The sequence below is a fragment of the Pseudomonas nunensis genome (genome assembly GCF_024296925.1).
Taxonomy (GTDB): domain Bacteria; phylum Pseudomonadota; class Gammaproteobacteria; order Pseudomonadales; family Pseudomonadaceae; genus Aquipseudomonas; species Aquipseudomonas nunensis.
The window spans coordinates 3,298,741-3,325,722 of sequence record NZ_CP101125.1 but is presented as its reverse complement, the minus strand read 5'-3'; the positions used below and the strand labels follow the sequence as shown (position 1 = coordinate 3,325,722).

The 26,982-nt window shown below is 58.4% G+C and carries 25 protein-coding genes; 12 read left to right on the top strand and 13 right to left on the bottom strand.

Annotation, left to right across the window (positions count from 1 at the left end):
- Nucleotides 1–16 precede the first annotated feature (16 nt).
- From copD to NK667_RS14135, 3 genes are all read right to left on the bottom strand, one after another.
- Nucleotides 17–877 carry a copper homeostasis membrane protein CopD gene (gene copD / locus NK667_RS14145; protein WP_054615148.1) on the bottom strand — a complete coding sequence of 287 codons (861 nt, stop codon included), beginning with the start codon at nucleotides 875–877 and terminating at the stop codon, nucleotides 17–19.
- A 3-nt stretch (nucleotides 878–880) separates the two neighbouring features.
- Nucleotides 881–1,246, bottom strand: coding sequence for a copper homeostasis periplasmic binding protein CopC (gene copC, locus NK667_RS14140; RefSeq protein ID WP_054615147.1), 366 nt, complete (start codon nucleotides 1,244–1,246; stop codon nucleotides 881–883).
- A 67-nt stretch (nucleotides 1,247–1,313) separates the two neighbouring features.
- Nucleotides 1,314–1,754, bottom strand: a complete 441-nt coding sequence (locus NK667_RS14135) for an acetyltransferase (RefSeq protein WP_054615146.1) — start codon at nucleotides 1,752–1,754, stop codon at nucleotides 1,314–1,316.
- 137 nt (nucleotides 1,755–1,891) lie between these two features.
- On the opposite strand from NK667_RS14135, the gene NK667_RS14130 reads away from it, so the two are divergent.
- Nucleotides 1,892–2,512 carry a TetR/AcrR family transcriptional regulator gene (locus NK667_RS14130; RefSeq protein ID WP_054047384.1) on the top strand — a complete coding sequence of 207 codons (621 nt, stop codon included), beginning with the start codon at nucleotides 1,892–1,894 and terminating at the stop codon, nucleotides 2,510–2,512.
- Between the two features lie 107 nt (nucleotides 2,513–2,619).
- On the opposite strand, the gene preA is transcribed toward NK667_RS14130, so the two are convergent.
- The 3 genes from preA to hydA all read right to left on the bottom strand — a co-directional run bounded on the left by preA (nucleotide 2,620) and on the right by hydA (nucleotide 6,861).
- Entirely contained in the window at nucleotides 2,620–3,894 is a 1,275-nt protein-coding gene (gene preA, locus NK667_RS14125) for an NAD-dependent dihydropyrimidine dehydrogenase subunit PreA (protein ID WP_054047386.1), read from the bottom strand.
- Nucleotides 3,895–5,262 carry an NAD(P)-dependent oxidoreductase gene (locus tag NK667_RS14120; RefSeq protein WP_054615145.1) on the bottom strand — a complete coding sequence of 456 codons (1,368 nt, stop codon included), beginning with the start codon at nucleotides 5,260–5,262 and terminating at the stop codon, nucleotides 3,895–3,897. It lies immediately after the preceding gene.
- Between the two features lie 159 nt (nucleotides 5,263–5,421).
- On the bottom strand, nucleotides 5,422–6,861 hold the full coding sequence (gene hydA / locus NK667_RS14115) for a dihydropyrimidinase (protein ID WP_054615144.1): 1,440 nt from the start codon (nucleotides 6,859–6,861) through the stop codon (nucleotides 5,422–5,424).
- A gap of 622 nt (nucleotides 6,862–7,483) precedes the next feature.
- On the opposite strand from hydA, the gene NK667_RS14110 reads away from it, so the two are divergent.
- Entirely contained in the window at nucleotides 7,484–8,968 is a 1,485-nt protein-coding gene (locus NK667_RS14110) for an NCS1 family nucleobase:cation symporter-1 (protein ID WP_054047393.1), read from the top strand.
- A 142-nt stretch (nucleotides 8,969–9,110) separates the two neighbouring features.
- Nucleotides 9,111–10,394 (top strand): Zn-dependent hydrolase, encoded by a 1,284-nt coding sequence (locus tag NK667_RS14105; protein WP_054615143.1) that lies wholly within the window; start codon nucleotides 9,111–9,113, stop codon nucleotides 10,392–10,394.
- A gap of 52 nt (nucleotides 10,395–10,446) precedes the next feature.
- Here NK667_RS14105 and NK667_RS14100 read toward each other — a convergent pair whose 3' ends face one another.
- Together NK667_RS14100 and NK667_RS14095 are read right to left on the bottom strand one after the other, a co-directional pair.
- A complete protein-coding gene (locus NK667_RS14100; protein ID WP_054615142.1) occupies nucleotides 10,447–11,211 on the bottom strand; it encodes a hypothetical protein in 765 nt (254 codons plus the stop codon).
- A gap of 23 nt (nucleotides 11,212–11,234) precedes the next feature.
- Nucleotides 11,235–12,734: a metallophosphoesterase family protein gene (locus NK667_RS14095; RefSeq protein WP_054615141.1), complete on the bottom strand. Its 1,500-nt coding sequence runs from the start codon at nucleotides 12,732–12,734 to the stop codon at nucleotides 11,235–11,237.
- Nucleotides 12,735–13,032: 298 nt separating this feature from the next.
- Here NK667_RS14095 and selD point away from each other — a divergent pair, with 298 nt between their 5' ends.
- The 5 genes from selD to NK667_RS14070 all read left to right on the top strand — a co-directional run bounded on the left by selD (nucleotide 13,033) and on the right by NK667_RS14070 (nucleotide 17,817).
- Nucleotides 13,033–14,082, top strand: coding sequence for a selenide, water dikinase SelD (gene selD, locus NK667_RS14090; protein ID WP_054615140.1), 1,050 nt, complete (start codon nucleotides 13,033–13,035; stop codon nucleotides 14,080–14,082).
- Nucleotides 14,082–14,852 carry a sulfite exporter TauE/SafE family protein gene (locus NK667_RS14085; RefSeq protein WP_054615139.1) on the top strand — a complete coding sequence of 257 codons (771 nt, stop codon included), beginning with the start codon at nucleotides 14,082–14,084 and terminating at the stop codon, nucleotides 14,850–14,852. The genes selD and NK667_RS14085 overlap by 1 nt, the downstream gene beginning before the upstream one ends.
- A gap of 72 nt (nucleotides 14,853–14,924) precedes the next feature.
- Nucleotides 14,925–16,118 (top strand): cysteine desulfurase family protein, encoded by a 1,194-nt coding sequence (locus tag NK667_RS14080; protein WP_054615138.1) that lies wholly within the window; start codon nucleotides 14,925–14,927, stop codon nucleotides 16,116–16,118.
- Nucleotides 16,118–17,038, top strand: a complete 921-nt coding sequence (locus tag NK667_RS14075) for a DHH family phosphoesterase (protein ID WP_054615137.1) — start codon at nucleotides 16,118–16,120, stop codon at nucleotides 17,036–17,038. Before NK667_RS14080 ends, NK667_RS14075 begins: the two co-directional genes overlap by 1 nt.
- 521 nt (nucleotides 17,039–17,559) lie before the next feature.
- Nucleotides 17,560–17,817 (top strand): DUF6124 family protein, encoded by a 258-nt coding sequence (locus tag NK667_RS14070; RefSeq protein ID WP_054615136.1) that lies wholly within the window; start codon nucleotides 17,560–17,562, stop codon nucleotides 17,815–17,817.
- Nucleotides 17,818–17,964: 147 nt separating this feature from the next.
- Here NK667_RS14070 and gstA read toward each other — a convergent pair whose 3' ends face one another.
- Entirely contained in the window at nucleotides 17,965–18,576 is a 612-nt protein-coding gene (gstA, locus tag NK667_RS14065; protein ID WP_054615135.1) for a glutathione transferase GstA, read from the bottom strand.
- A gap of 175 nt (nucleotides 18,577–18,751) precedes the next feature.
- Here gstA and NK667_RS14060 point away from each other — a divergent pair, with 175 nt between their 5' ends.
- The 3 genes from NK667_RS14060 to NK667_RS14050 all read left to right on the top strand — a co-directional run bounded on the left by NK667_RS14060 (nucleotide 18,752) and on the right by NK667_RS14050 (nucleotide 21,779).
- On the top strand, nucleotides 18,752–19,678 hold the full coding sequence (locus tag NK667_RS14060; RefSeq protein WP_054615134.1) for a transcriptional regulator GcvA: 927 nt from the start codon (nucleotides 18,752–18,754) through the stop codon (nucleotides 19,676–19,678).
- Nucleotides 19,679–19,840: 162 nt separating this feature from the next.
- Entirely contained in the window at nucleotides 19,841–21,337 is a 1,497-nt protein-coding gene (locus NK667_RS14055; protein ID WP_054615133.1) for a helix-turn-helix transcriptional regulator, read from the top strand.
- A gap of 193 nt (nucleotides 21,338–21,530) precedes the next feature.
- Complete coding sequence (locus NK667_RS14050) at nucleotides 21,531–21,779, top strand: DUF1652 domain-containing protein (protein WP_054047410.1); 249 nt, start codon at nucleotides 21,531–21,533, stop codon at nucleotides 21,777–21,779.
- 640 nt (nucleotides 21,780–22,419) lie between these two features.
- Here the strand turns inward: NK667_RS14050 and NK667_RS14045 are convergent.
- From NK667_RS14045 to NK667_RS14035, 3 genes are all read right to left on the bottom strand, one after another.
- Nucleotides 22,420–23,535: a Gfo/Idh/MocA family protein gene (locus NK667_RS14045; RefSeq protein WP_054615132.1), complete on the bottom strand. Its 1,116-nt coding sequence runs from the start codon at nucleotides 23,533–23,535 to the stop codon at nucleotides 22,420–22,422.
- A 282-nt stretch (nucleotides 23,536–23,817) separates the two neighbouring features.
- Nucleotides 23,818–24,585 (bottom strand): SDR family oxidoreductase, encoded by a 768-nt coding sequence (locus NK667_RS14040; protein ID WP_054047414.1) that lies wholly within the window; start codon nucleotides 24,583–24,585, stop codon nucleotides 23,818–23,820.
- Nucleotides 24,586–24,623: 38 nt separating this feature from the next.
- Nucleotides 24,624–25,691: a phosphotransferase family protein gene (locus NK667_RS14035; protein ID WP_054615131.1), complete on the bottom strand. Its 1,068-nt coding sequence runs from the start codon at nucleotides 25,689–25,691 to the stop codon at nucleotides 24,624–24,626.
- Between the two features lie 188 nt (nucleotides 25,692–25,879).
- Between NK667_RS14035 and NK667_RS14030 the strand changes: the two genes are divergently transcribed.
- Nucleotides 25,880–26,272 carry a DUF4280 domain-containing protein gene (locus tag NK667_RS14030; RefSeq protein ID WP_054615130.1) on the top strand — a complete coding sequence of 131 codons (393 nt, stop codon included), beginning with the start codon at nucleotides 25,880–25,882 and terminating at the stop codon, nucleotides 26,270–26,272.
- A 166-nt stretch (nucleotides 26,273–26,438) separates the two neighbouring features.
- Here NK667_RS14030 and NK667_RS14025 read toward each other — a convergent pair whose 3' ends face one another.
- Nucleotides 26,439–26,981 carry a toxin-antitoxin system YwqK family antitoxin gene (locus NK667_RS14025; protein WP_054615129.1) on the bottom strand — a complete coding sequence of 181 codons (543 nt, stop codon included), beginning with the start codon at nucleotides 26,979–26,981 and terminating at the stop codon, nucleotides 26,439–26,441.
- Between the last annotated feature and the right edge of the window lies 1 nt (nucleotide 26,982).

The window sequence follows — 26,982 nt, the reverse complement described above, 5'->3', positions numbered from 1 at the left end:
ACAGGGGATCTGTGGGTCAGCTGGCGATCATTGGCGGCATGGTGCCCAGTAGCGAAACCGCCGCCACCGCGCCCATCCCCAACAACCACTCTAGGATCACGCTGGCCTTGAGCATGCCAACCCGCTGTTCGCAGTCCTTGATCCGCAACCGATTGAACAGCGCCAGCCCCAGCATCAACGCCACCAGCACGACCTTGATCAACAGAATCAAGGCGAACCCGGACAGTAACGGCGTCGGCCAGAATGCGCCGGTGAGCACGCGAACATTGATCAACCCAGTAATCACCAACCCCGCGACCAAGCCATAACCCACGCCGCTGAAACGCCGCAGGATCGTGCTTAACGAATGGCCGGACGGGTGACGCAGGATCATCACCAACAGCATCAAGCCGCCGAGCCAGGCGCCGACGCAGGTCAGGTGGATGATCTGGTTGAGAATCAGCAACTGGCCGCTGAGCCCGTCGAGCATCGCGCCATGACCGACCGGCGCCAGGGTCGCGAGCAGCAGGCCACTCACGATCAGTCTCAGCGGCACGTGGGTGCGCAACGGCGTCAGCAGCAACCCCAGCAGCACCGCATTGAGCAGCAGATGCCAAGTCCAGACCTGGCCGAAAAACGTATTGCGCAGCACTAGGCCCAGGGTCGACGGATCAAAAGCCGCGTCCCAGGCCCCGGCCATGCTTGCGGTGATCAGCAGCAGCCAGGTCACGCCGCTGACCAATGCCACGGCGGTCAGACCAAGACTCACACGCGCCAGCCGCCGATCCAAATATTCGGCATCAGCCTTCAACAGCAGGGGCCTGAACACCCAGGCCCCGAACAGCATCAGCACCACCACAAAATGCAGGAAGCGGCACAGCACCAGCGCGTCGGTCATGAATTACTGGCCAACCTTGAAGCTGTAGGCGCCTTCGCTTTTGTGGGTATCGACCGACACCGCGTGCCATTCGACTTTATAGGCGCCGGCGGCCAACGGTACGGCCGGGGTAACGACCAGGGTTTTCTTGTCGCTGCCTTCGGTGGCCAGGTTTTTCACCGGCACATCGACACCGTCCTTTTTGATCGTGACTTTGGTGAACGTCGCTTCAACGCCTTCGGAAAATACTAGGCGCAGTTCCGCAGGTGCGCTCACGGTGCTGTCGGCGGCCGGGGTCTGGCTTTTCAGATGTGCGTGGGCAAACACCGACGACGCGGCGAGCAGTGAGCCGAGCAGGGCGGCGGTGGTCAGGGCTTTTTTCAGCAGCATGGTCAGTTTCCTTCTGGGCAGTTTAATGGGCGTCACTTAAGCATGAACGGTACGCGCCGGGGAATGTTTACGCCGCGCGCAATCTCAGGTGAATGATCGGGAACGGCCGGCCTTCGCCATCGGTTGGCGAGCGGCCGGTCTGTTCAAAACCATAGTGCAGATAGAAGCCGTGGGCCTGAGGATTTTGTTCGTTGACGTCGACGCTCAGGGTTTCGTGCAGGACTTTGACGTGGTCGAGCAACTGTCGACCGATGCCCTGACCCCGATAGGCCGGTTCGATAAACAGCATTTCCACGTTGCTGTTGCCGGTGGCGATGAAGCCGGCGGGCGTGCCGTCCGGGTTGTCGCCGACCCACACCGTCAATGCCGGCAGGTAGGCGTCGCGCACCAGCGGGAGGAAGAACTGGATATCGTCTTCGCTCAGGAAATCATGGGTGGCGCGCACCGAGCGTTCCCACAGGGCGGCGAGGGCGGCATCGTCGGTGGCGACGCGAGGTCGAATGTTCACGGTGGGGTGATCCATTGCGGCGGGAAAAGTGCGGCGGATGCTACCCAATCGGTTTTCCCCGGGGAAGTGAAAAAGGTCTGTCGCCGCGACCCAGAGCGGATGCTAGTCTTGGACAACGCTGTTGTCAGGGAGCCCTCATGGGCAATCACAAGATCGAGATTCGTCGCAGTAACGTCGAAAAAATCCTGCTCGGGGCCGAAAAGGTCTTCGCCGAAAAAGGCTTCGGCAGCACCGCCATGGCGGACATCGCCGCCGAAGTGCAACTGCCGCGCTCCAATCTGCATTACTACTTCAGCACCAAGGGCGAGCTGTACAGTGCGGTGTTGTTCGACCTGCTGGAAGTCTGGAAGCAGGACGCCTTGTGCTTCGAAATGTTCGACGACCCGCGAGTGGTGCTCAGCAGCTACATCCGCGCCAAGATGAACCATTCCCGCAGCCGGCCGTACGGTTCGAAAGTCTGGGCCAACGAAATCATCCACGGCGCGCCGACGCTGGGCGAAGCGCTGGACGCTAGCCTGTACGACTGGGCCAAGATGAAAGAAGCAAAAATTCGCCAGTGGGTGGAGGACAAACGCATCCTGCCGGTGGAGCCTTCGGCGCTGCTGTACATGATCTGGGCCTCGACCCAGCATTACGCGGATTTTGATCATCAGGTGAACATTCTGAATGACCACCAGCCGCTGTCGGACATGCAGTTCGAGCGGGCGGTGCAGACGGTGACGAGCGTGATATTGCGCGGGATTGGGTTGGAGCCTTAGGTCAAAAGATCGCAGCCTCGTTTCACTCGACAGCTCCTACAGAGAAATGCGTTGCCCTGTAGGAGCTGTCGAGTGAAACGAGGCTGCGATCTCTTGATCTTCAACGATCAGACGGCAACGTGATAGGGATTCCTCGGATCATGATTCCAATCCAGAAACGGCTTGCCGGTATCCATCGGCACCATCTCGATGCAATCCTCCACCGGGCAGGTGATCTGGCACAAATTGCACCCCACACACTCGTCATCAATCACTTCATATTTATGCGTCCCATCCGCTTGCTTGATGCTGGCAACCGCCTGGTGCGACGTGTCCTCGCAAGCAATATGGCAACGCCCACAGCCAATACACGCCTCCTGATCAATCTTCGCGATCACCTGATAGTTGATATCCAGGTACTTCCAGTCCGTCGTATTACCCACCGCCCGCCCGGAAAATTCCGAAATGCTGGCGTAGCCCTGACTGTCCATCCAGCGTGATAAGCCATCCTTCATCTCATCGACAATCCGGAAGCCATGCAGCATCGCCGCCGTGCATACCTGCACCGCGCCGCTGCCCAGCGCGATGAATTCCGCTGCATCGCGCCAACTGCCGATGCCGCCAATCCCGCAGATCGGCAGGCCTTGGGTCTGCGGGTCGCGGGCGATTTCGGCGACCATGTTCAGCGCAATCGGCTTCACCGCCGAGCCGCAATAACCGCCGTGGGTGCTTTGGTGGCCGACGGTGGGGATGGCGACCATTTGTTCCAGGTTGACGCTGGTGATCGAGTTGATCGTATTGATCAGCGACACCGCATCCGCGCCGCCACGGTGGGCCGCACGGGCGGCGACACGGATGTCAGTGATGTTCGGCGTGAGCTTGACGATCACCGGCAGCGAGCAATAGGTCTTGCACCAGCGAGTGACCTGTTCGACGTATTCCGGCACTTGGCCGACCGCCGCGCCCATGCCACGTTCAGGCATGCCGTGGGGGCAGCCGAAGTTCAGTTCGATACCGTCGGCACCAGTGGCCTCCACCAGCGGCAGGATGAATTTCCACGACTCTTCGACACACGGCACCATCAGCGACACGATCAACGCACGGTCCGGCCAGTCCTTTTTGACCTGGGTGATTTCCCGCAGATTGATCTCCAGCGAGCGGTCGGTAATCAACTCGATGTTGTTGATGCCCATCACTTCGCGGTTCGCGCCAAAGTGCGCCGAGTAGCGCGACGAGACGTTGACCGCCGCCGGGTCTTCACCCAGGGTTTTCCAGACCACGCCACCCCAGCCAGCCTCGAAGGCGCGGACCACGTTGTAGGCTTTGTCGGTCGGTGGCGCGGAGGCCAGCCAGAACGGATTGGGGGCTTTGATGCCGGCGAAGACAATCGAGAGATCGGCCATTTACGCAGCCTCCACGTTGAGCATGAGTTGGATGTTGATCACTTCTGCGGCGAGTTTGCCGTGTTGCACCGCTTGCACGGTGAGGTCCTGATCGAGGCTGGTGCAGTCGCCGCCGGCATACACGCCGGGGATGCTGGTGCGCAGGTTGTCGTCCACCTGGATTCGATCACCTTGGCGCTTGAGTTCACGCGCCAACGGGTCGGCGAGGGCGCTGCCGTCGAAGGTCTGGCCGATGGCTTTGAAGATCGCATCGGCGGCCAGTTCGAAGGTTTGCCCGGTGGTTTGCAGACGACCTTCGACCATGGTTGTGCGGGCGAACCGCATGCCGCGCACGTTGCCTTGATCGTCGAGCAGCACTTGTTCCGGTTGTGCCCAGGTCAGTAGGCGCACCTGATTGGCCTTGGCGATGTCCTGTTCGTGACCGGTGGCGCCCATGTCCTCGACACCCCGGCGATACACCAGATTCACATCGCGAGCACCGAGCCGGGCCATTTGCACCGCCATGTCGATCGCGGTATTGCCGGCGCCGAGCACGATGCAACGGTCGGCCAGCGGCAGTTGCGTCAGGTCATCGGCCTGGCGCAGTTCGCGGATGTAGTCGGTGGCGGCCAGCAGCCCCGGTGCATCTTCATGGTCCAGTCCCAGTTGTTTGCTGGCGGCCAGTCCAAGGCCGAGGAACACCGCGTCGAATTGCTGATGCAGTTCGCTCAGCGTCAGGTTCTCACCGAGTTTCTGTGCGTGACGGATCTCGATGCCACCGATCTGCAACAGGAAATCCAGCTCCTTTTGCGCGTAGTCGTCCACCAGTTTGTACTTGGCGATTCCGTATTCATTGAGGCCGCCAGCCTTTTCCTTCGCCTCGAAAATCACCACGTCATGCCCGTGCATCGCACTGCGATGGGCACAGGACAAACCCGCCGGACCGGCGCCGACTACCGCGATGCGCTTGCCGGTGGAGGCGGCGCGCTGGAATGGGTGTTCGCTGAAATGCGCGTTGTCCACGGCGTAGCGTTGCAGCAGGCCGATCAGCACTGGCGCGCACTCGTGATCGTTGTTGCGCACGCAGGCTTGCTGACACAGGATTTCCGTCGGACACACCCGTGCGCAACTGCCGCCGAGGATGTTCGCCGAGAGGATTTTCTGCGCGGCGCCCTGGACGTTTTCCTGATGGATATTGCGGATGAACGACGGAATATCGATCTCGCTCGGACAGGCGTTCACGCATGGCGCGTCGTAGCAATACAGACAGCGCGAGGCTTCCAGATGCGCCTGACGGTCATTGAGCGGCGGCGCCAGATCGGTGAAATGGCCGGCGAGGGCGGCCGCATTCTCGTAAGGATGCGGGAGGTGGTTCAGGGTCTTGATCACGGTTTAAGGCCTCATGTTTTTTTGAGGTGCTGCCTCTGGTGGGCAGTGGTTTTTGTGTTGCCTGGGCCGGCCTCTTCGCGGGCAAGCCTCGCTCCTACAGGGGTATGCATTCCAAAATGTAGGAGCGAGGCTTGCCCGCGAAGGCCGAAGGCCTCGATCTCAGCGTTTCACCGCAACCGGCCTATTCAACTCGGCCCGCTTGCTCAGCAAATCAAACACCGCCGGATACGCCGGACGTTCGATATACCGCCCGGCCCCACGCTCGGCGCGCAAGTCGCCATCGGCCCAGACCACGCGGCCCTGGCTGATGGTATGGCTGGGCACGCCGCGCACGGTCTTGCCTTCGAAGATGTTGAAATCCACCTGCTGATGGTGGGTCTTGGCGGAGATGGTCCGCGTACCTTCCGGGTCCCACAGCACCAGATCAGCATCGGCGTCGACGCGGATTGCGCCTTTGCGCGGGTAGAGGTTGAAGATCTTCGCGGTGTTGGTGGAAGTCAGCGCCACAAACTGCTGCATCGACAAACGACCACTGTTGACCCCTTCATCCCAAAGCACGGCCATGCGGTCTTCGATGCCGGCGGTGCCATTCGGGATTTTGCTGAAGTCGTCCTTGCCGGCGGCTTTTTGCTCGGCGCAGAAGCAGCAGTGATCGGTGGCGGTGGTGTGCAGGTTGCCGGATTGCAGGCCATGCCAAAGCGCTTCCTGATGGCCGCGCGGGCGGAAGGGCGGGCTCATCACGTAACCGGCGGCGGTCTGCCAGTCCGGGTGTCGGTAGACGCTGTCATCCAGCAACAGATGCCCGGCGAGGACTTCGCCGTAGACCGGTTGGCCCTTGCTGCGGGCGTAGGTGATTTCGTCGAGGGCTTCCTTGGTCGAAACGTGGACCAGGTACAGCGGCGTGCCAATGGTCTCGGCAATCCGGATTGCCCGGCTCGCGGCTTCGCCTTCCACTTGCGAGGGGCGCGACAGCGGATGCGCTTCCGGGCCGGTAATGCCCTGGGCCATCAGCTTGCGTTGCAGGTGATACACCAGCTCACCGTTTTCCGCATGCACGGTCGGCACCGCGCCGAGTTCCAGGCAGCGCTCGAAACTCGCCACGAGGGTGTCGTCGGCGGCCATGATCGCGTTTTTGTACGCCATGAAATGCTTGAAGCTGTTGACGCCGTGATGGCTGACCAGCTCGGCCATTTCCTCGCGCACCTGCTCGCTCCACCAAGTGATCGCGACATGGAAACCGTAATCCGACGCCGACTTCTCGGCCCAGCCGCGCCACTGATGGAACGCTTCCATCAACGACTGCTGCGGGTTGGGAATCACGAAGTCGATGATCGACGTGGTACCACCGGCCAGGCCTGCGGCGGTGCCACTGAAAAAGTCCTCACTGGCCACGGTGCCCATGAAGGGCAGTTGCATATGAGTGTGGGGGTCGATGCCGCCGGGCATCAGGTATTGGCCGCTGCCGTCGAGCACTTCGGCACCGGCGGGAATATCCAGGTTTTCACCAATGGCTTTGATCACGCCGTCGGCGCAATACACATCGGCGCGGTAACTTTCATCGTGGGTAATAACGGTGGCGCCACGGATCAACAGAGACATTCCGAGTTCCTCGCAGGCATGACCGACTTATGCCAGTTCTAAATGTTTTATATGAAGCTGATGCAAACAGGTGTATTCCTGTCAGCGCTGTCAAGAATAGACGCTAGCTGGTGTTGATCGAATGAGCAAGATTATTTTTTATAAGCTTATATAGTTAATAACACGTTGATAACTAACGATAAAAAACACAAATCACCAAAATGGTGAGGCCAATCACCATTTTGACGCACTTGACAGGATCGAAAAAAAGACCAGATTTCTTATGTGAAATCAGCCGCTTGAGGATGGTCTATGGTTGATGCGCAACTTTGAAAAAAAGATCCATGCACCAGATTGAGTCCTGACTGTTCCGACAACTTGCTGCACATTCGGCCTGATTGATGAGGCAAGTAACCGGGGACTCGAAAGTTGAATGAATAAAACTGATGAACATCAGTTGGTTATAAAGTTTTTATGGCACGGCGCGATGCACCAGCGGGGACCCCGGCACGTTTATTGATGCCGCCGCTGACACCTTGGCCGGTCCGTAAAAGTTGTCAGTTCCTCCGGCCATCGTCGGCTCGCGCCTCCCAGGCACCAGCCCCTGATGAGCAAAAATAATTCAAAGAACAGTGGAGTGGCCATGCAACAGATCAGATCGCAAGTGACCGAGCGCGACGGCTTGTTTGAGCTCGAAGCCGGCACCGACGTCCTCGACAGTCCCCGTTACAACCACGACATGGCACCGACCAAGGTGCACGAACGAACCTGGAACAAATGGCACATCACCGCGCTGTGGATCGGCATGTCGATCTGCGTGCCCACCTACACCCTCGGTGGGGTGCTCACCGCGTACTTCGGCCTGACGGTCGGCGAAGCGTTGCTGGCGATTCTGTTTGCCAACATCATCGTGCTGATCCCGCTGACCCTCAACGCGTTCGCCGGCACCAAGTACGGCATTCCGTTCCCGGTGCTGCTGCGTTCGTCCTTCGGTATCCTCGGCTCCAACGTGCCGTGCCTGATCCGGGCGCTGGTGGCGTGCGGCTGGTTCGGCATCCAGACCATGTTCGGCGGCTTGGCGATTCACCTGTTTCTCGGTTCAGTGTTCGAGGGCTGGAAATCCCTCGGCGGTACCGGTGAAGTCATCGGCTTCATGGTGTTCTGGGCGCTGAACCTGTGGGTGGTGATCCGTGGTGCCGAATCGATCAAATGGCTGGAAACCCTGTCGGCGCCGCTGTTGGTGGCGGTGGGCGTCGGGCTGTTGGTGTGGGCGATGCCGAATGTGTCGATGACCGAATTGCTGGCGATCCCGGCCAAGCGTCCGGAAGGGGCGAGCGTGGTCAGTTACTTCGCCGCCGGGCTGACCGCGATGGTCGGGTTCTGGGCCACGTTGTCGCTGAACATCCCGGACTTCAGCCGCTACGCGAAAAGCCAGAAGGACCAGATTGTCGGGCAAATTATCGGCTTGCCGCTGACCATGTTCCTGTTCGCCTCCCTCGGCGTGGTAATGACCGCCGCGTCGGTAAAACTGGTGGGCGTGACTGTCTCTGATCCGGTCACGCTGATCGGCCATATCCAGAGCCCGGTCTGGGTTGCCGTGGCCATGGCGCTGATCATCATCGCCACACTCTCGACCAACACCGCTGCGAACATCGTTTCGCCGACCAACGACTTCCAGAACATCGCACCGAAACACATCAATCGCACCAAAGCCGTGTTGCTCACCGGGCTGGTCGGCTTGCTGCTGATGGGGCATGAGCTGCTGAAAAAACTCGGTTTGATCGTCTCTGACGTGAGCCTGGAAACCGTCTATTCCAACTGGTTGCTCGGCTACTCCAGCCTGCTCGGGCCGATTGCCGGGATCATGGTGGTGGATTATTTCCTGATCAAGAAACAGCAGCTGGACCTGGCTGGCCTGTACCGCGATGACGTGTACCCGGCCTGGAACTGGTACGGGTTTATCGCGTTTGGCGTGCCGGTGGTGCTGACGTTGCTGTCGCTGGGCAGCGATGCATTCAGCTGGTTCTACAGCTACGGCTGGTTTACCGGCTCGGCGCTGGGTGGGGTGATTTATTACGGGTTGTGCTCGATGCGCCCGAGCCCGTCCGTCGCGAAATCAGCGGTGTAGTGGATGGCCTCTTCGCGAGCAAGCTTTGCTCCTACAGGTTTACGCAGGCCCTTGTAGGAGCGAGGCTTGCCCGCGAAGGCGGCCTCAAAAGCACCAAAGAATTGCCTGAAGAAACTCATAAGAACAGCCTGAGGAGATCCCCATGAACGCTGCCGTAGACGTTCTGCAATCCACCCATCAGCACATCAACCGCGATCGCCTGTGGCAGTCGCTCATGGAACTGGCCAAGCTCGGCGCCACAGTCAAGGGTGGGGTCTGTCGCCTGGCCCTGACCGACCTCGACCGCCAGGCCCGGGACATTTTCGTCAACTGGTGTGAAGAGGCCGGCTGCACCGTCACCGTCGACGGCATCGGCAACATCTTCGCTCGCCGCCCCGGTCGTAATCCCGACCTGCCACCGGTCATGACCGGCAGCCACATCGACACCCAGCCCACCGGCGGCAAGTTCGACGGCTGCTTCGGCGTGCTGGCCGGTGTCGAAGTGCTGCGCACCCTCAATGACCTTGGCGTGGAAACCGAAGCGCCGCTGGAAGTGGTGGTCTGGACCAACGAAGAAGGCTCGCGTTTCCCACCGTGCATGATGGGCTCCGGCGTGTTCGCGGAAAAATTCACCCTTAAAGAAACCCTGGCCAAAGTCGATGCCGAGGGCGTCAGCGTTGGCGATGCGCTAAACGCCATCGGCTACGCCGGCCCACGCAAGGTCAGCGGCCACGCCGTCGGCGCCTATTTCGAGGCGCACATCGAGCAAGGCCCGATCCTCGAAGACGAACACAAAACCATCGGCGTGGTAATGGGCGCACTCGGCCAGAAATGGTTCGACCTGAAACTGCGCGGCGTCGAAGCCCACGCAGGCCCGACGCCGATGCACCTGCGCAAGGATGCCCTGGTCGGTGCCGCCGTCATCGTCGGTGCGGTCAATCGCGCCGCCCTCGGCCATCAACCCCACGCCTGCGGCACCGTCGGTTGCCTGCAAGCCTACCCCGGCTCACGCAACGTCATCCCCGGCGAAGTGCGCATGACCCTCGACTTCCGGCACTTGGAACCGGCGCGCCTGGATTCGATGATCGCCGAGGTGCGCGCAGTCATTGAAACCACCTGCGAAGCACATGGCCTGACTTACGAACTGACCCCCACCGCCGACTTCCCGCCGCTGTACTTCGACAAGGGTTGCGTCGACGCGGTCCGTGGCGCCGCGCAAGGGCTGGGCATGTCACACATGGACATCGTCAGCGGGGCAGGGCATGACGCAATCTTCGTCGCCGAACTCGGTCCGGCCGGGATGATTTTCGTGCCGTGCGAAGGCGGGATCAGCCACAACGAAATCGAAAACGCCGCGCCGGATGATCTGGCTGCCGGGTGTGCGGTGTTGTTGCGGGCGATGCTGGCGGCGTCGGCGGCGATTGCCAGCGGTCAACTCGCGGTGTGAGTGGAAATCTGTCGCCGGTTCACGCCTCGACGCGACGTGAACCGGCGACGGCTCAGCGGGTTTCCTTGATGTCGTAGGTGTGCTGGATATGGAAGAACCCGCGAGGTGTCTGTTGGGTGCCCAGTTGCTGGTAATACGGATACCAATACTTGGCCATGATCCACAGGTATTCCGGGCACGCCGCCCGGGATTCCAGCCCCGGCGTAACGTCGAATTGCGCCGTGTTGTAGACCGCTTCGAGCATGGTCGCGCCGGGCATGCCGATGCCTTCATGGATTGGGTTTGGCGTGCGATCGGCGCCCCAGGCGTAGGCGAGCCAGCGCAGAATATGCTCCAGGCTATCGACCGGCGAGCGTGAATGCTGGAAGCGATTGATCGACTCGCGAATGGTCTGTTGCGGCACCGGCAGCGCAATCACGCAGACGTTTTCCCAGTGCGTGGCATCGGCAAAATGGCTCAAGGGCTGTTCCACCACGCCGTTGCGTTTGGTCGCGAACGCGGCCTGTTCCGGCTGGAACAACGGCACGTGGATCGCGGTGGTCTTGGCTGCCGAGCGCGGTGCAACGTTGATAAATGCAGACTCGGACCAATACGAAGGCAGCAGGTCATTACGCAAGTGTGATTGAGCCACCCGGAGACGGAACGCGAGGATGTCGATGGCGCCGAACAGCGCGATGAACGACCACTCTTTCGGGTTCAGGTCGAGCTTCTGAATCGCCCGCAGCACCCAAGCGTCATTGCCTTCCTGCTTGGTGCGTTTCAACGGTACGAAATCCGGGTTTTTATCCTTTGCCGAAGAGTTGCGCGCGTGCGCCATGGCAGATCTCCTGTCGGATCGATTCAATAAAAGCGTAAGAGGTAGTTAGCGGTGGACTTGGGTTGCTTGAGTCGACTGTCGTTGCTGACCCCGAAAAACGTCACTTTCATGTCCAGGCCAAAACCTGATCGGGTGAACTGCAACACGGCAATCTGATTGCCGTTGCACTGGAAATAGTTGTCCTGGGTGGTGCAGGACACGACGAAACTGTTGCGGCTGCCGAACTTGTTCGTCAGGTCCTTTTCTTCCGGCGCTTCGGGGTAACCGGGCCAGTCCTTGCCGCGCAGGGTGTCGAGGGTGATTTTCGCCAGTGAGCCACGGGGAATCATGGTTGATGGCGAGCAGATCACTTCGTACAACATCGGTGTCGGTTGCGAGCCGTGGCGGGCCGCACACACACGACTCCAGTGCACATCGCCGGTCAGGAACACCACCGGAATACCCTGGCTGGCCAGCCGCTCAAGTTGCACCTCGATCAGTTCGAATTGCTGATAGTTGGCCAGGTCGGCATCGACGTATTTTTTGCTGAAGTCCCCCGGCGGCTTGGTAAACAGCGGCTGGCCTGCCGACAACACACCGACTTTGGGTGCGTTGTTCTGCTTGGCCAGAATCAGGTCATCGGCCCATTTTTGCAGGGCCATCGCGGCATCGTCGGGCATCAGGCGATTGAAGGTGTCGTCGCGCCGGGTCCGGGTGTCGAGCAGCAAAATGATCAGCGGATCGACCTCGATGCGCTGGAAACCGGGAATCTCCTGCGGCGTCTTCGCTGGCCCGCCCAACTGGAAACCGGCGTACAAATCCATCGCCGTGTCAGACCAGTCCTGCTTGTCGACAAAGGCCAGCGGCGGCAGTTGAAACTGGTCGAGGGGATAGTTGTTCCAGAACTCGTGATCGTCCGGGATGCAAGCAGTCGGCGCGGTCCGGAGCACCGATTGCAGGCCGCCCGTGCCCAAGGAGTCGGAGCACCAGTTCTTGTAATACTTCTGGCCGATCAGCTTTTGCACGCCTTCCAGGCTGAAACGCCAGGACGGAATCACCGGCACGTCCAGGTAAACCTGATCGCCGACCATCAGGCTCAGGTGCGGCTTGTAGCCGGAGGGCAGGTGCGCGACAGCGCTCTCCAGCGCCTTGTCATCGCCATTGGGCTGGTAGTAACAGGACGTCAGCAGAACATTCAACGGCGCGCCGTTGGCCGGCACCGCATCAGGTTGGGACACAAACGCGAGGCTGTATTCGACACCGTTGGCAACGATGCGCAAACAGTGATTGATACCCGCGCCCAACCGGGCAAAGGTAAACACGCCCTGATGGTTCAGCGGTTTTTTCGCCGCATTCGTTGCGCCATCGTCGATTGGATAAAGCTTCTCCCCGGACGCGGGGTTAGCCGGGACCTGTGAGGCCGGCGTCGCCCCCAGAAAAAACGTCGGCACCTGCGGGTTCTCGATACCGAACAAACCGACCCAAAGCCGCACAGTGCTTCTTTGCGAGGGAAGGCTGATCAACGGGCGAGCGACCAGAATCATCGACTGTCTCCTTTACCTGCCTGGGTTTCCATACAAAGTCAGGGCCGGACACTGCTTGAAGTCGGGCGGGTGTGTTCATCAACTTTAGAACAGAGTGGGCGAGTTATCGGGGCAATTTATGGAAACGCACAAATCTTCCTGCTTCCTTCTAAGCGATATCGGCATCGTCTCATCCCTTTTAGCTGTCACATTTACGTCATAAAGATGTGCGATTTTGCCCTGCCTGAAATATCAGGTAACACGAGTGGCAGAGCGGATGCTCTGTTGAAAATATGGAAATGGATGCTAAGGAAGTGTGATGTCGATGTCTTGTCAGATTATGGATAAATCTGAAAGCGGTGGATGCGGGTGCAAGATTCCTTCCAGCGTTTTAACAAAAATACTTTCGCAAACGGCTGCGGCCAATACGGTATCTGATGACAGAGTTGTGTTGGGTTTCGAGTCTTCTGATGATTGCGCTGTCTATGACAACGGCAATAACTATCTGCTCTTCACCACAGATTATTTCTCCCCTATCGTCAATGATCCCTATATTTTTGGCCAATTGGCTGCAAGTAATGCCGTCAGCGATATCTTTGCGTCCGGTGGTTATCCGCTGATCGCCAATTCGATCATGGCCTTCGACCCGGAAGTTGTTTCGGTCGAGCAGGTGACACAGATGATTTTGGGCGCGCAGTCGGTTATGAACAAATTCGGCGTCAGCATCGTAGGCGGTCATACGATCAAGAACAGCCAGCCTTTATATGGTTTTTCGATAATCGGTGAAGTTGAAAAGCATCGGCTCAAGAAAAACAACACGGCGCAATCTGGCGATTTACTGGTCATGACGCGACCACTGGGCGTTGGCATTCTGGCGAATGCACTGAAGGCTGGAGTCCTGGAACAATCTGATCTGGCCCCCCATACGTTGGCCCGGATTACAGGTGACAACGCCTTTGGTCGTACTTTGAGCGAATGTCAGGACGTCAGCAGCCTGACCGACATTACCGGTTTCGGCTTGATCGGCCATATCAGCGAAATGGTCGGGTTGGGCCAGTTGGACGTTTCGCTGGACATGAATACCCTGGCCTTTTATGACGGCGCCGAAGCACTCGCTGTCGCGGTCACTTCCGCTGACAGTGGCATCTTTGCCAACATCAAAAAGTATGCTCAAAACATTGCATACCTTGCCGAGCTTTCACTTGCCAGGAAGTTTTTGTTGCATGACCCGCAAACCAACGGTGGATTGCTGTTCACCGTCAGTGCAGCCGGTTTTGCGGCCAACCAGCAAGCTTGGCGCAGTATCTGCCCCGACTTGTCGGTGATTGGGCAAATCACTGAAGGGACAGGCAAGATCAAGGTCTGCTAATGGTCGCCATGACGGTCTATCCGATGATGATCGGAGTTGGCGTGATGGCCGGTTTCATGTCGGGTTTGTTCGGTATTGGCGGCGGGATCATTGTGACCCCTCTGTTGGTGCTTGTTTACCCGATGCTCGGCGGTCAGAAACTGCCGATTGAAGTTGTGACCGGCCTCTCTTCGGCACAGGGATTTTTCTCCTCAATGGTGTCGTTCGCGCTGCACCGTGTGAGGTTTAGGCCCGATTGGCGAGTGATCCGAAGTTTCGCCGTGCCGATGGCCATCGCTAACTTCTTCGCTTCGATCCATGCCGATGCCTTCAGTGAAAACTTCATCCTGTTCGTTTTTGGCCTGTTGGGACTTATGTCGTTGATGGTGACGTACCTGTTCCGCAGGCCGGTGGCTTTACTGTGCAATCATCAGGTCGTGTCGTTACCGCTGACAGGTTTGATTCTGGGCGTGTTGTGTGGCTTGGTCGGTCAGGGCGGCGGGTTCATTTACCTGCCTGTCCTGATCAGCCTTTTTGGCCTGCAGATCAAACAAGCCATTTCGACCTCCGCAGTGATCGGCGTCATCGGAGCCAGTGGTGCATTACTCGGGAGGGTGGGCTCACAAATGGATTTCCTCGACTACACCGCAGAATTGGTGGTGGGGATATTGCTGGGGGGCTATCTGGGAGCAGCACTGTCGCACCGCCTGGATTCACGACACCTCAAACGGGCACTCAACGTGTTCGTTCTGTTGTGTTCGGTCCAACTCATGGCGCGTTTAATTTTCTAGCAAAGACTGACTGCTCGCTTGGTGCGAGCAGCATCCTGAATGACATAAAACAGAAAACTGGAAGTGTTTGATATGGATATTGCTGTGGATGCTATTTATGCCGATGTGTGTGGTTCGGCGCCGGTTTCAAAGAGTGTAAGCGACATGCTTCAAATGTTGTTTTCGACAAAACAATGCGCCAACCCCAATGCCAATCACGCCCTCGGTGTTCATTTGCTGGAGCGTGTGGAGCGGGCGCGCGGGACGATTGCCAGTCTCTTGAGCGTCGACGCCGACTGCCTGATATTCAACAGTGGATCCAGTGAAGGTTGCGCGCAGGTATTTCATGACTTTTTCGAACGCTATAAACATGACCAGCCGCTGGTACTCCACTCTGTGATCGAGCATTCCTGTACGTTGCAGAACATCAAGCGCTACTGCCTGGAGGGTCTGCAAGCCTTGGAAATCGGGCATCACGCAGATGGATTGCTCGATACCGAACAATTGAAGCAGTTGCTGGAAACCCATGAGGGTCGTCCGATACTGGTTTGCGTCATGGCGGTGCATAACGAAACCGGGGTGATTCAGCCCATCGAGCCGATCGCCGATCTGGTAAAGACCTACGGTGGATTGTTCTTCTCGGACATGACCCAGGCGATTGGCAAAATCGCGGTAGATCTGCATGCCAGCGGCGTCGATTTTGCTGTTGCATCCGGACATAAATTCGGCGCATTGCCTGGTGTCGGGTTTCTGTACGCGAGGAACCGTTATGGTTTGTCGCCGCTGATCGCCGGCGGTGGGCAGGAAGGTGGGCTGCGCGGTGGCACCCAGAACTACCCAGGTATCCTGTCGATAGAAACGGCACTTTTGGAGAAGCAAACCAAGTTTTCATTCGGTAATGCCTTGGCTCAGCAGGCCCGAGCGGCGTTCGAGTGCCGGCTGCAAGCGTTGCTTGGTGACGTCGTCGTGATCGGCCAGCATGCCTCACGCATACCGTGTGTCAGCTTCGTCGCACTACCAGGGGTCAATACCAAAAAGTTGCAATGGGCGTTGAACAACCGGGGGATCTACATCACTACCGGGTCGGCGTGTTCCGACAAAAAGAACAGTGTTTCCCATACTGTCACTCAACTGGGATACCCCGAGCGAATGGCCAGTAGCACGTTGCGCATTTCCATTGACGAAGAGCATTGCCAATTTGCCTACGAACGGATTATCGAAGGTTTCGCACAAGCGCTAAGCCTGACCTGCGCGGATCATCCACAGCAATCGATGGCACAACTGTGATGAAAGTGGTCACATCAGGTTCGGCCTATCTGGATATTGACGCGTACGCCTGCGCGATTGCCTATGCCGAATTGCTCAATCTTCAAGGCGTCACGGCGCGCGCGGTCAGTAGCGCGGCGCCCAATGCCAGTGTCTCGAAAACCGTCCTCGACTGGCCGGTTACCCTGGACGACTACCTGCCCGTGGCCGGCGATGAATTCGTGCTGGTGGACGTCTCTGACTATGATCATTTCGATCCTCTGGTGGTGCTCGATCGGGTCGTGGAAGTGATCGATCACCATCCAGGTTTCGAGCATTACTGGACGCAGAAACTGGGCCGCGCCGCTGACATTCGGCGGATTGGCGCTGCGGCGACGCAGGTGTTTGAGCGTTGGGAAGCGGCAGGGTTATTGCCGCAAATCAGCGAGCAAAGCGCAGCCCTGCTGGCGACGGCGATCCTCGACAACACGATGAACTTCACCGGGCGACAGGTCACTGAGGCGGATGTCCGGGCGTATGAGACGCTGATGCGGTACGCCAAACTGCCCGAAGACTGGCCTGAACTGTATTTCCTCGAATGCCAGTCGATGATCGAATCCGATCTTGCCGCAGCGTTGGCGGCGGACATGAAACGGATGAAGCCGGAAACAGGTTTGCCTCAGGTATTTGCGCAGATGACGGTGTGGAACGCCAAGGCATTGATTCAGCTGCATCGTCAAACGATCGCTGAATGGCTGGCGGTACAAGGGGATGACTGGCTGCTGAATGTCATCAGTATTAGCGAGCGCAGGAGTTACTTTCTGGCGGGACCTATTATCAGTCAGCAGAAGTTAAGCGATTTGCTGCAGGTATGTTGTCAGTCCGGGATGCTTGTCTTTGAACGGGCTATCTTGCGCAAAGAATTGGTTGCGATGGGGTTGGCTGCTTCGATCAGTGCGTAACTAAATCAGTGCGCCGAAAAGATCGCAGCCTTTGGCAGCTCCTACAGGAACCAGGTACATCCGATGTTTCGTGTTGTATGCAATTTCTGTAGGAGCTGGCGCAGCCTGCGATCTTTTGATCTTTCGGTTCATTTTTCCTGACCGCTCTGGCCGCCATTATCGAAAAATCTTGTAGCTAAAGACTTTTCCTACGAGGGGGAAAGCGAGGCTACATCGCCTTGCGCCTTTGCCTACAACTACGCCAGAATCCGCCGGCTTTTGCGCCTTGTACCGGGTCTTTATCATCTCTGGGTCGCTGAATGTTCAGCGATCGGGTTTAGCGACCCGGATCCTATACAGGCGCAACAGTACTCCGAGCTCTATTGCAGCTTTGTCTGCAATTTGTGTTTTGGCGGCTGTGCGCGGGAGACCTTCGGGGTCTACCGGGGTGCCTGTACCCGGTTCGCTAACCTGCGTTCAGCCGCCACCCTTACTTGTTTAGCGACAGGTCGGGACGGCTCCGTCTCTACAGGAGTTTCACCATGTTTAAAGACACCCCCAATCCCCCGCGCAAACCCAGTCCATTCTTCTTCGTCTCCCCCGACATCAACACCGAGTCGTTGCTGGCTCATGCCTGTGAATCGCTGGCCTCGGCCAACGTCATGGCCAGTGATCTGGCGGGATTCCTCGAAGGCCCGCACCGCAACACACTGCTTGGCATCACTCAGGTCATCATGCTTGGCGAACTGGCGGTGAACCGGGCGCTGGATAATCTTGACCCGCAGGAGCAGGCACAGTAAGTCCATTGTGGGAGCGGGCTTGCTCGCGAAGAGGCCAGCACATTCAACATCGTTGTTGACTGATCAACCGCTTTCGCGAGCAAGCCCGCTCCCACAGGTTTTGCGTATGCCTTAAAAACAACGGCGTCACTCAATCAGCCGTGGCGGTTAAACCGGCTGCGTTGCCTCTTCTGCTGCAATGGCGGCCTGCACGCTCGGGCGTGATTCGATCCGGTCCATGAACGAGGCCAATACCGGCCAGTCGTTGATGTCGATGTTGAAGAACGGCAACCATTTGAGGACGGTAAACAGATAGCCGTCGGCCAGGCCGAAGGTGCCCATCAGGTAGTCCCGTTTGGCGAGCGCTTCGCTCAGGTACTCAAATCGCTTGAACAGCTTTTGCCGGAAAACAGTCTTGGTGGCTTCCGGGAAATCGGCGTTGAACAGCGGAGCGCAACCGCTGTGTATCTCTGAAGAAATGAAGTTCAGCCATTCTTGCAGGCGAACCCGCTCCCAACTGCCGTTGGCCGGTGCCAGTGTGTTGCCCGGCACCAGATCGGCCAGGTACTGGATGATCGCCGGCCCTTCGGTCAGCACTTCACCGTTGTCCAGTACCAGGGCGGCCACGTAGCCCTTGGGATTGATGTCGAGGAAGTTGCGCCCGTCAGCGGTTTGCTTGGTCTTGTTGTTGATACGGATCAACTCGAAGGCAAGACCCAATTCGCGCAGCACGATGTGCGGGGACAATGAGCAAGTCATGGGGGCGAAGTACAGCTTCATGTTTATCTCCTTGGGCGTGTCACGTTTCAGGATCGTGGAATACGCTTGTGAAAACTGCTCTGGACATCTTGGTCGGATGCCAGGCGACGCTAGGATCCGCGATAGCTGAAACATTTCGCAATGGACTTCTTGGCTGCTACTGTATGACAAAATCTCATGAACATTACCAAGACGTATGGCCACCAGAATCCCGTCCCTCAATGGCTTGAAAGCATTCGAGTGCGCAGCTCGGCATATGAGTTTCACCAAAGCGGCAGAAGAGTTGAACGTCACTCAAACTGCGATCAGCCATCAGATTCGACGACTCGAAGATGAACTGGGTATCCGACTGTTCTTGAGACTAAAGGACGGCTTGGCATTGACCAGCGAGGGGCACTCTTACTTGCCCGGCATTCGTTCTGCCTTTCAGGAAATACGCTATTCGACTGAAAGGTTGTTGGACACCTGCAACAACAGCGTGTTGACCATCAGCACCCTGGTTTCATTGGCCTCTAAATGGCTGTTGCCACGGTTGGCGTCATTCCAGAAAGCGTTTCCCACTATTGATGTGCGTGTCACGGCTTCGACCGAACTGGTCGACTTTCGCAAGGGTGGAATCGACGCCGCCATCCGTTACGGTTTCGGCGAGTGGAAGGGCTTGCGCGCCGACTGGCTGATGTCCGACGAAGTTTTCCCTGTGTGCAGTCCCAAGTTGTTGACCGGTCCAAACGCCTTGAAAAGTCCGGCTGACCTGGCTAATCAGACACTGTTGCAAGTCAGCGGGATGACCCGTAACGACTGGAATATCTGGTTGAGTGCTGCCGGACAACCGAAAAAAATGGCCGAAGACACGCGACTGACATTTGACTTGGCGATGATGGCGGTACAAGCCGCTATTGACGGTTTGGGCGTTTGCATTGGGCGCTCAACTTACGTTGATGATGATCTGCAGGCTGGTCGATTGGTTGCACCGTTTGATCTGAGGTTAAAGTCCGACCTCGGCTTTTATCTCGTGACCCCGATTGAATTAGCCAACTCGAAAAAAGTCGTGGCTTTTAGAACCTGGTTGATTGATTTGCTGAAGAACTCGGACTCACCCAAAATCAATGAAATTCTAAGTTGATTTCCCGACCGCCAAAACGGCCACGGTCTTTACTTTCAAACTCTGCATTGAAGGTGTCTGCCACGAGCATTGAGCGGGTTCGGTTGCACGATCGTAATCCCCCGCGGTCGTAATCTTCACAGAGCGGCGCGTAACAGCGCCGCCGCAATATGTGGAGATCCAATGAGCCAGGACGTCCTGACCACCGAAACCAATCGTCGTCAGTTGCAGCAGATCATCGCCGGTTTGTCCGACGGGGTGATTCTACTGGAGCTTGACCAGACCATTCTCTGGGCCAATGACGCCGCGCTGGCCATGCACGGGGTCAGCCGGATTGGCGATTTGGGCGCCAATGCCGAGGAGTACGCCCAGCGTTTCGCCTTGCGCTATCGCAATAATCACCCGGTGCCGGTGGACAATTACCCGATCAACCGGATCGCCCGGGGCGAGATTTTCAGTGATGTGCTGGTGGAAGTGATGCCGGCCGACGACGAAGAACGCATGCGAGTGCATAGCGTGCGCAGCATGGGCCTTGCTAACGGCACCGGTGAGCCGGAGTCCCTGGTGCTGATCATGAACGACGTCACCGAATGGGCCAGCGCCGAGCAGCGTTTCGAGAAAACCTTCAACGCCAACCCGGCCCCGGCGGTGATCTGCCGTCTCAGCGACTTGCGCTACATCAAGGTCAATCAGGGCTTCCAGGAAATGACTGGCTACAGCCGTGATCAGGTGATCGGCGTGTCGATCTATGAGCTGGACATCCTGGAAGGCGCGGAAAAGAAAGACTTGGCGATCGAGCGTCTGCGCCAGCATTCGACCATTCCGCAGATGCAGGCCGAGCTGAAACTGCCGGATGGCAGTACTAAGCAGGTGATCGTGGCCGGGCAGCCTCTGGAGCTCAACGAAGAAGACTGCATGCTGTTTTCATTCGTCGACATGGAACCGCGTTACAAGGTCGAACTCGCCCTGCGCCAGAGCGAGGAACGTTTCGCCAAGGCCTTTCGCCTGACGCCGGTGCCGACGCTGGTGTGCAGCGCCGAGAATCAGCTGGTGATCGACGTCAACGAAGCCTTCCTCGATACCTTGGGCTATCCCAGCGAGGAAGTCCTCGGCAAGACCGTGACCGAGGTCGATTTTATTGACGACAAAAGCACCCGCACGCGACTGTTCGCCGCGCTGGAGAAGGCCGGCAGCCTGGATCGAGTTGATGTGCAGGTGCGCAAGAAGGGCGCCGAATTAATCGAGTGCACCGTGTCGGCCGACACCGTGAACATCCAGGACAGCCCCTGCTACCTGCTGGTGTTTATGGACATCACCGAACGTAAACGCACCGAGCTGGAGCTGGTGTCGGCGATTGAAGAGGTGATGAAAGACGCCTCCTGGTTCAGTCGCACCCTGATCGAAAAACTCGCCAACGTGAAGAGCGTCAACTCGCCGAAGTTGCCCAGCGTATCGTTCACCGACCTCACGGCCCGGGAGCGCGATGTGCTCGGGCTGATCTGCGAAGGCCTGGCCGACAAGGAAATCGCGGCTCGGTTGAAACTGGCACCGAACACCGTGCGCAATCACGTTTCCACGGTGTATTCGAAGCTGGATGTGCACAGTCGCAGCGAGGCGATTGTCTGGGCGCGGGAGCGTGGTTTGTTCTCCAGCGAGTGGCGACCCAAGGGCCAGCGATAAGGTGCAAATGCACTAGGGGGGAGGGTGCAAATGGATGTTCTGAAGAGGGGCGACAGTTCTTAGTCTGTCAGGGTGCGAAAGGCGCCCTCGGAGCGCTATCGCGTCCCCTTCGAAACAGGTAAAGGAACAGCCAGATGGCTAATCAACAGTTCAATAGTGTGCTCGATCAAGCAGTGTTGGTCGGGTGAAGCGGATGATCTATCTAGCGCAGTTGCGTGCTCAACTGGAGCGCAGTTTTTCGCCACTGGCTTGTGAATGCACGCTCACGGGCGACAATTCCCTGACCGTGAAGCTCTATCACCCGGCGTCTGGCCAGGTGGATCTGGTGGTCAGCGGGTTGAGTGTGGCGAACCTCAGGACCCCGGAGGCCGTGGTCGCATTGATCGAAGAGCTGCGATATGAGCTTGAGAGCAATGGCTTGCACCGCCCCGAAACCTCGTAAGTCATACCCCTGTGGGAGCGAGCTTGCTCGCGATGAGGCCATCACATTCAACATCATTGTTGACTGATACACCGTCATCGCGAGCAAGCCCGCTCCCACAGTAGATTGATGGTGTTCTCGCCATTTGTGATCGATACATCCCCCTCGTTTCATGGTGTTTACTGGCATTGGCCGATAGCTAGGCTATAAGAAATGCGTGGTACTTATTTTTCTGTGACCGGTCCGCGGCTGCGCGGTGTATTTGCGGGTCGCGGAAATACGTCGATTACCCACCGCAGGTCTGCCTATGAACAGTCTTGGGAAACGCGTTTTTACGCCACTGTCGCTCGCATTTTGCGCGTTGATACTCAGTGGTTGTGCCAGTCCTCCGCCTCCGCCCCCTGTGACACCACCGCCACCGCCTGAACGTACCTGTGAAACCCTGGATAAAACCGATGTGATGGGCGACGCGCGCATGGATGAGCAGGTGACTAGAACCACCACGACCACCCGCTGCGTGACTCAATAATCAAACGGAAACCGAATAACTTGTGGCGAGGGAGCTTGCTCCCGTCGGACTGCACAGCCGTCCCTTGATGGGGGCCGCTACGCGACCCAGCGGGAGCAAGCTCCCTCGCCACAGATTCAATTTCACCCGGCACTAAACCTCTTCAAGCCTGACCCAGCGTGCCTCGTCGGCGGCCAGACGTATCGCCGTCGCCAATCGCTCGATTTCCCACGCCTGCTCGAAATCTGTCCCGCCCTGGCTGAGCCCGGCCAACGCCATCACCAGGTCGTGCACTTCCAGTGTCTTGAGTTCGTTGTAGCCGAGCTGATGCCCGGCCGCCGGGCTGAACGCCGCGTAACCCGGTAGATTCGGCCCCGCCAGCAAACGCTGGAAGCCATCCTGACCGGCACGAAACAGGCGCAATTCATTCAAGCGTTCCTGATCGAAGGCGAGGGTGCCTTTGGTGCCGCTGATCTCGAAACTCAGGTGATTCTTGTAGCCGTGTTTGAGCCAACTGCTGCTGAACGTGCCCCGGGCGCCATTGGCAAACCGCAGCAGCGCATGCACCTGATCGTCCACCGCGATGCTGCGTTGTTCCTGGCTGCCAGCGGCGGCGGGGCGCTGCCGATGCACGGTCTGGGTGTCGGCGCACACCGCTTCGACATCGCCCACCAGATAACGCGCCATCGCCAGCAAATGACTGCCCAGGTCCGCCAGCGCACCACCGGCATGCGCGGCGTCGCAACGCCAGGACCAGGGCGAGGCGGCATCGGCCATGAAATCTTCGCTGAACTCACCCTGGAAACTGATGAGGTCGCCCAACTCGCCGTTCTGAATCAGTTCCCGCGCCAGCCCAATCATCGGGTTGTGCTGATAGTTGTAACCGACTCGCGTCACCACACCCGCCGTTTTCGCCGCCAGGCGCATGGCGTTGGCCTGTTCGAGGCTCACCGCCAAGGGTTTTTCGCAATACACCGGTTTGCCAGCGGCGAGGGCGGCCATGGCCATGGGGTAGTGCAGATGATTGGGCGTGGTGATGGCGATCAGGTTGACCTTCGGGTCGTCGATCAGTAGTTGCCAGTCACTGTGGGCGCCATCGAAACCCCAGGCCTCGGCACACTGCCGCGCGCGCTGCGGATCGGCATCGGCGAGGGCGGCGAGTTTGAGCTTCAAGGGCAGCTCGAAGACCGCGCTGACGTTACGAAACGCCAAGGCGTGGGCACGGCCCATGAAACCTGTGCCGATGAGTCCGATACCGAGTTCGCGCATAGCCGGGGTCCTTTTGGATTTTTGTTTTGAGGAGGGCTATTTATGGAATAAATATTCGTTATTTGCAAATGTTGGAATTAAATTTCTTTGTGTCGAGCTGGTCTGTGAGACCGAGTCGCCTGCTTCGCGAGCAAGCCCGCTCTCACATTGGATCTGTGGGGATGCGATATTTGCAGCCAACCCTAATCCCCTGTGGGAGCGGGCTTGCTCGCGAAGGGGCCCTCAAACTCAACAAAAAAAGGCAGCCCTGAGGCTGCCTTCTTTGTGTTCCGGCGAATCAAATCAGGACAAGAACCCACCATCCACATTCAACGAAACCCCAGTCGTATAGCTCGACGCATCACTCGCCAGATACAAAACCGCGCCCGCCATCTCACTCGGATCCGCCACGCGCTTCAACGGAATCTGCTGCAGCGCAGTCTTCAGAATCGCATCGTTCTTCACCAGCGCCGAAGCAAATTTGGTATCCGTCAGGCCCGGCAGCAGGGCGTTGCAGCGGATGCCGAATTGCGCGCATTCCTTGGCGAAGACTTTGGTCATGTTGATCACCGCCGCCTTGGTCACCGAATAGATGCCCTGGAAGATCCCCGGCGAGATGCCGTTGATCGATGCGACGTTGATGATGCTGCCGCCACCGTTGTCGCGCATCAGCTTGCCGGCTTCCACGGACATGAAGAAGTAGCCGCGGATGTTCACGTCGACGGTTTTCTGGAAGGCGCTGAGGTCGGTGTCCAGCACGTTGCAGAATTGCGGGTTGGTCGCGGCGTTGTTGACCAGAATGTCCAGGCGCCCGAACTGTTCGCGGATGGCGGCGAAGACTTGGGTGATCTGTTCCATTTCGCCGATGTGGCAGGCGATGGCAGTGGCTTTGCCGCCGGCGGCGATGATCGCGTCGGCCACGTGTTGGCAGCCGTCGAGTTTGCGGCTCGAAACGATCACATGGGCGCCTTGCTGGGCCAGTAGTTTGGCGATGGCTTCACCGATGCCACGGCTGGCGCCGGAGACGAAAGCGATCTTGCCGTCGAGGTCGAACAACTGAGTCTTGGACATGGGATTCTCTTATAAAAAGTCTTATTAGACAGCCTGGATCAGAGGCTGGATTTCGAAATGACCTGCAAGCTCATCTGCTCCAGCAGTTTGTTCATGTGAATGAACTGCGCGAAGCGTTTGTCCTGGGTCTGACCATGGAAGAAACGGTAGTAAATCTGCTGCACGATGCCGGCCAGGCGGAACAGGCCGTAGGTGTAGTAGAAGTCGAAATTGTCGATCTGGATGCCTGAGCGTTCGGCGTAGTAATCGACGAATTCTCGGCGGGTCAGCATGCCCGGCGCGTGGCTTGGCTGGCGGCGCATCAGTTGCACTGGTGCCGGGTCGCCGGCCTCGATCCAGTAGGCGAGGGTGTTGCCCAGATCCATCAGCGGGTCGCCGAGGGTGGTCAGTTCCCAGTCGAGCACGCCGATGATCTCCATCGGGTTGTTCGGGTCGAGGATCACGTTGTCGAAGCGGTAATCGTTGTGGACGATGCTCGACGTCGGGTGGTCGGCCGGCATCTTGTCGTTGAGCCAGGCCTTGACCGCTTCCCACTGTGGCGCGTCGGGGGTCAGGGCTTTCTCGTAGCGTTCGCTCCAGCCTTTGATCTGCCGTGCGACATAGCCTTCGGGTTTGCCGAGATCGGCCAGGCCGCAGGCCTTGTAGTCAACCCGGTGCAACTCGACGAATTTGTCGATAAAGCTTTTGCACAGCGCTTCGGTCTTGGCCGAATCCAGGCCCAGTTCCGGCGGCAGTTCCGAACGCAGGATGATGCCGTTGACCCGTTCCATCACATAGAACTCGGCGCCGATCACCGATTCGTCGGTGCAGTGCACGTAGGCCTTGGGGCAGTACGGGAAGCCGTCCTTGAGCTGGTTGAGAATGCGGAACTCGCGGCCCATGTCGTGGGCGGACTTGGCCTTGTGGCCGAACGGCGGACGTCGCAGGACGAATTCCTGCTCGGGGTATTCCAGCAAGTAGGTCAGGTTCGACGCACCGCCAGGAAACTGGCTGATCACAGGTTCGCCACTCAAGCCCGGAATATGCGCCTTGAGGTACGGATCGATCAGGCTGGCATCGAGTTCTTCGCCGGAGCGGATACGGGTGGACTGGTCAGTAAGCGCCATGCTTATCCCTTCTGCTTATTTTGGAGGCCAGACATCATTGGCTAATCTAATGGTGAGACGGGCGTGCCACAAGCGCGGCTCGGTCTTATAGGTTAGCGTGTTGCTGGATAATCAGCGTTCCTGATGCGAGAACCGGCGCGGCGGTCTATGGTTCTGGGGATGCTGTGTTTCCAGGAAGGAGCTTAGAAATGGGCTGTCCGCAAGTCTGTGCCACCGCCACCCTGCAATGCAGTTTCGGCGCGGCACCCGCCGTGCTCAACGTGTTGCCGGTGAACCGAACCCTGACCGGCGGCATGCCGGCCGCCAACATCATGGACCACATTCCGTTGGTCAACGTCATGCCTTTCGGCGTGTGCATGAGCATGGCCAACCCAATGGTCGCGGCCGCCACCGCAGCCGCCCTCGGTGTGTTGACCCCGATGCCGTGCATCCCGGCCACCGCCTCGCCCTGGCTCCCCGGCACGCCAACCGTGCTGCTGGGCAACATGCCCGCGCTGGACGCCAACAGCATCCTGATGTGCAACTGGGCAGGTGTGATCAAAATCGCCATGCCGGGGCAGATGCAGATGCTCATTCCCTGACACCCAACCCTGTGGGAGCGGGCTTGCTCGCGAAGGCGGTGTGTCAGACGAGATTGATATTGAATGTGCCGGCCCCTTCGCGAGCAAGCCCGCTCCCACATTGGATTGCTTTCCCCTGTAGGAGCGAGGCTTGCCCGCGAAGAGGCCCTCACGACCAACACAAAACTCAAACCTGCTCAGGATCCGTCCACCGCCGAACCCACCAACGCACCCTGGATATCGGCTTGCCCTCGGCATCCAGCGGTCGTCCATCGCTGGCAAACCCCCGCTCGGGCTCTACCAACTGTCCATTCAGATACCGCGCATCCACCGCCGGTTTACCGTTGGGATGAAAGCGTTGATATCGCCCCTCACGCACCCCGTCGCGATAGAACTCCGCCTCGGCCAGCTGCCCGTCCGGGAAGTAATTATTCGCCTCACCATGCAACAAACCCCGGCGGTAACTGGCCTTGCGCTGCAACCAACCCTCGGGCGCATAGAAACTGGCGACGCCTTGCAATTTGTCCCGCACAAAAGGCAAATGCGCCGAGACCTTGCCATTGGGGTGATACAGCAAACTGGTGCCCTGCAGTTCCCCCTGGCTGTAATTCAGATCCGCCTGGGGCCGCCCGGCTTCCTTGATATGCAGCGGGCCTTCAAGGCGCTCATCGACCAGGCGCCCGTCCATGTGGCTGTCACCACGGTCCAGGTCCACTTTGCTGGATGACATC

Bases quoted from the DNA above. Each gene is read 5' to 3' on its own strand.
- NK667_RS14040 (WP_054047414.1), bottom strand. From the start codon at position 24,585: ATGTCCAAGACTCAGTTGTTCGACCTCGACGGCAAGATCGCTTTCGTC.
- hydA (WP_054615144.1), bottom strand. From the start codon at position 6,861: ATGTCTCTGTTGATCCGTGGCGCCACCGTTATTACCCACGATGAAAGT.
- NK667_RS14050 (WP_054047410.1), top strand. From the start codon at position 21,531: ATGATCTATCTAGCGCAGTTGCGTGCTCAACTGGAGCGCAGTTTTTCG.
- NK667_RS14130 (WP_054047384.1), top strand. From the start codon at position 1,892: ATGGGCAATCACAAGATCGAGATTCGTCGCAGTAACGTCGAAAAAATC.
- NK667_RS14030 (WP_054615130.1), top strand. From the start codon at position 25,880: ATGGGCTGTCCGCAAGTCTGTGCCACCGCCACCCTGCAATGCAGTTTC.
- NK667_RS14105 (WP_054615143.1), top strand. From the start codon at position 9,111: ATGAACGCTGCCGTAGACGTTCTGCAATCCACCCATCAGCACATCAAC.
- copC (WP_054615147.1), bottom strand. From the start codon at position 1,246: ATGCTGCTGAAAAAAGCCCTGACCACCGCCGCCCTGCTCGGCTCACTG.
- gstA (WP_054615135.1), bottom strand. From the start codon at position 18,576: ATGAAGCTGTACTTCGCCCCCATGACTTGCTCATTGTCCCCGCACATC.
- NK667_RS14075 (WP_054615137.1), top strand. From the start codon at position 16,118: ATGAAAGTGGTCACATCAGGTTCGGCCTATCTGGATATTGACGCGTAC.
- NK667_RS14045 (WP_054615132.1), bottom strand. From the start codon at position 23,535: ATGCGCGAACTCGGTATCGGACTCATCGGCACAGGTTTCATGGGCCGT.
- NK667_RS14085 (WP_054615139.1), top strand. From the start codon at position 14,082: ATGGTCGCCATGACGGTCTATCCGATGATGATCGGAGTTGGCGTGATG.
- copD (WP_054615148.1), bottom strand. From the start codon at position 877: ATGACCGACGCGCTGGTGCTGTGCCGCTTCCTGCATTTTGTGGTGGTG.
- NK667_RS14110 (WP_054047393.1), top strand. From the start codon at position 7,484: ATGCAACAGATCAGATCGCAAGTGACCGAGCGCGACGGCTTGTTTGAG.
- NK667_RS14060 (WP_054615134.1), top strand. From the start codon at position 18,752: ATGGCCACCAGAATCCCGTCCCTCAATGGCTTGAAAGCATTCGAGTGC.
- NK667_RS14080 (WP_054615138.1), top strand. From the start codon at position 14,925: ATGGATATTGCTGTGGATGCTATTTATGCCGATGTGTGTGGTTCGGCG.
- NK667_RS14035 (WP_054615131.1), bottom strand. From the start codon at position 25,691: ATGGCGCTTACTGACCAGTCCACCCGTATCCGCTCCGGCGAAGAACTC.
- selD (WP_054615140.1), top strand. From the start codon at position 13,033: ATGTCGATGTCTTGTCAGATTATGGATAAATCTGAAAGCGGTGGATGC.
- NK667_RS14025 (WP_054615129.1), bottom strand. From the start codon at position 26,981: ATGTCATCCAGCAAAGTGGACCTGGACCGTGGTGACAGCCACATGGAC.
- preA (WP_054047386.1), bottom strand. From the start codon at position 3,894: ATGGCCGATCTCTCGATTGTCTTCGCCGGCATCAAAGCCCCCAATCCG.
- NK667_RS14100 (WP_054615142.1), bottom strand. From the start codon at position 11,211: ATGGCGCACGCGCGCAACTCTTCGGCAAAGGATAAAAACCCGGATTTC.
- NK667_RS14070 (WP_054615136.1), top strand. From the start codon at position 17,560: ATGTTTAAAGACACCCCCAATCCCCCGCGCAAACCCAGTCCATTCTTC.
- NK667_RS14095 (WP_054615141.1), bottom strand. From the start codon at position 12,734: ATGATTCTGGTCGCTCGCCCGTTGATCAGCCTTCCCTCGCAAAGAAGC.
- NK667_RS14055 (WP_054615133.1), top strand. From the start codon at position 19,841: ATGAGCCAGGACGTCCTGACCACCGAAACCAATCGTCGTCAGTTGCAG.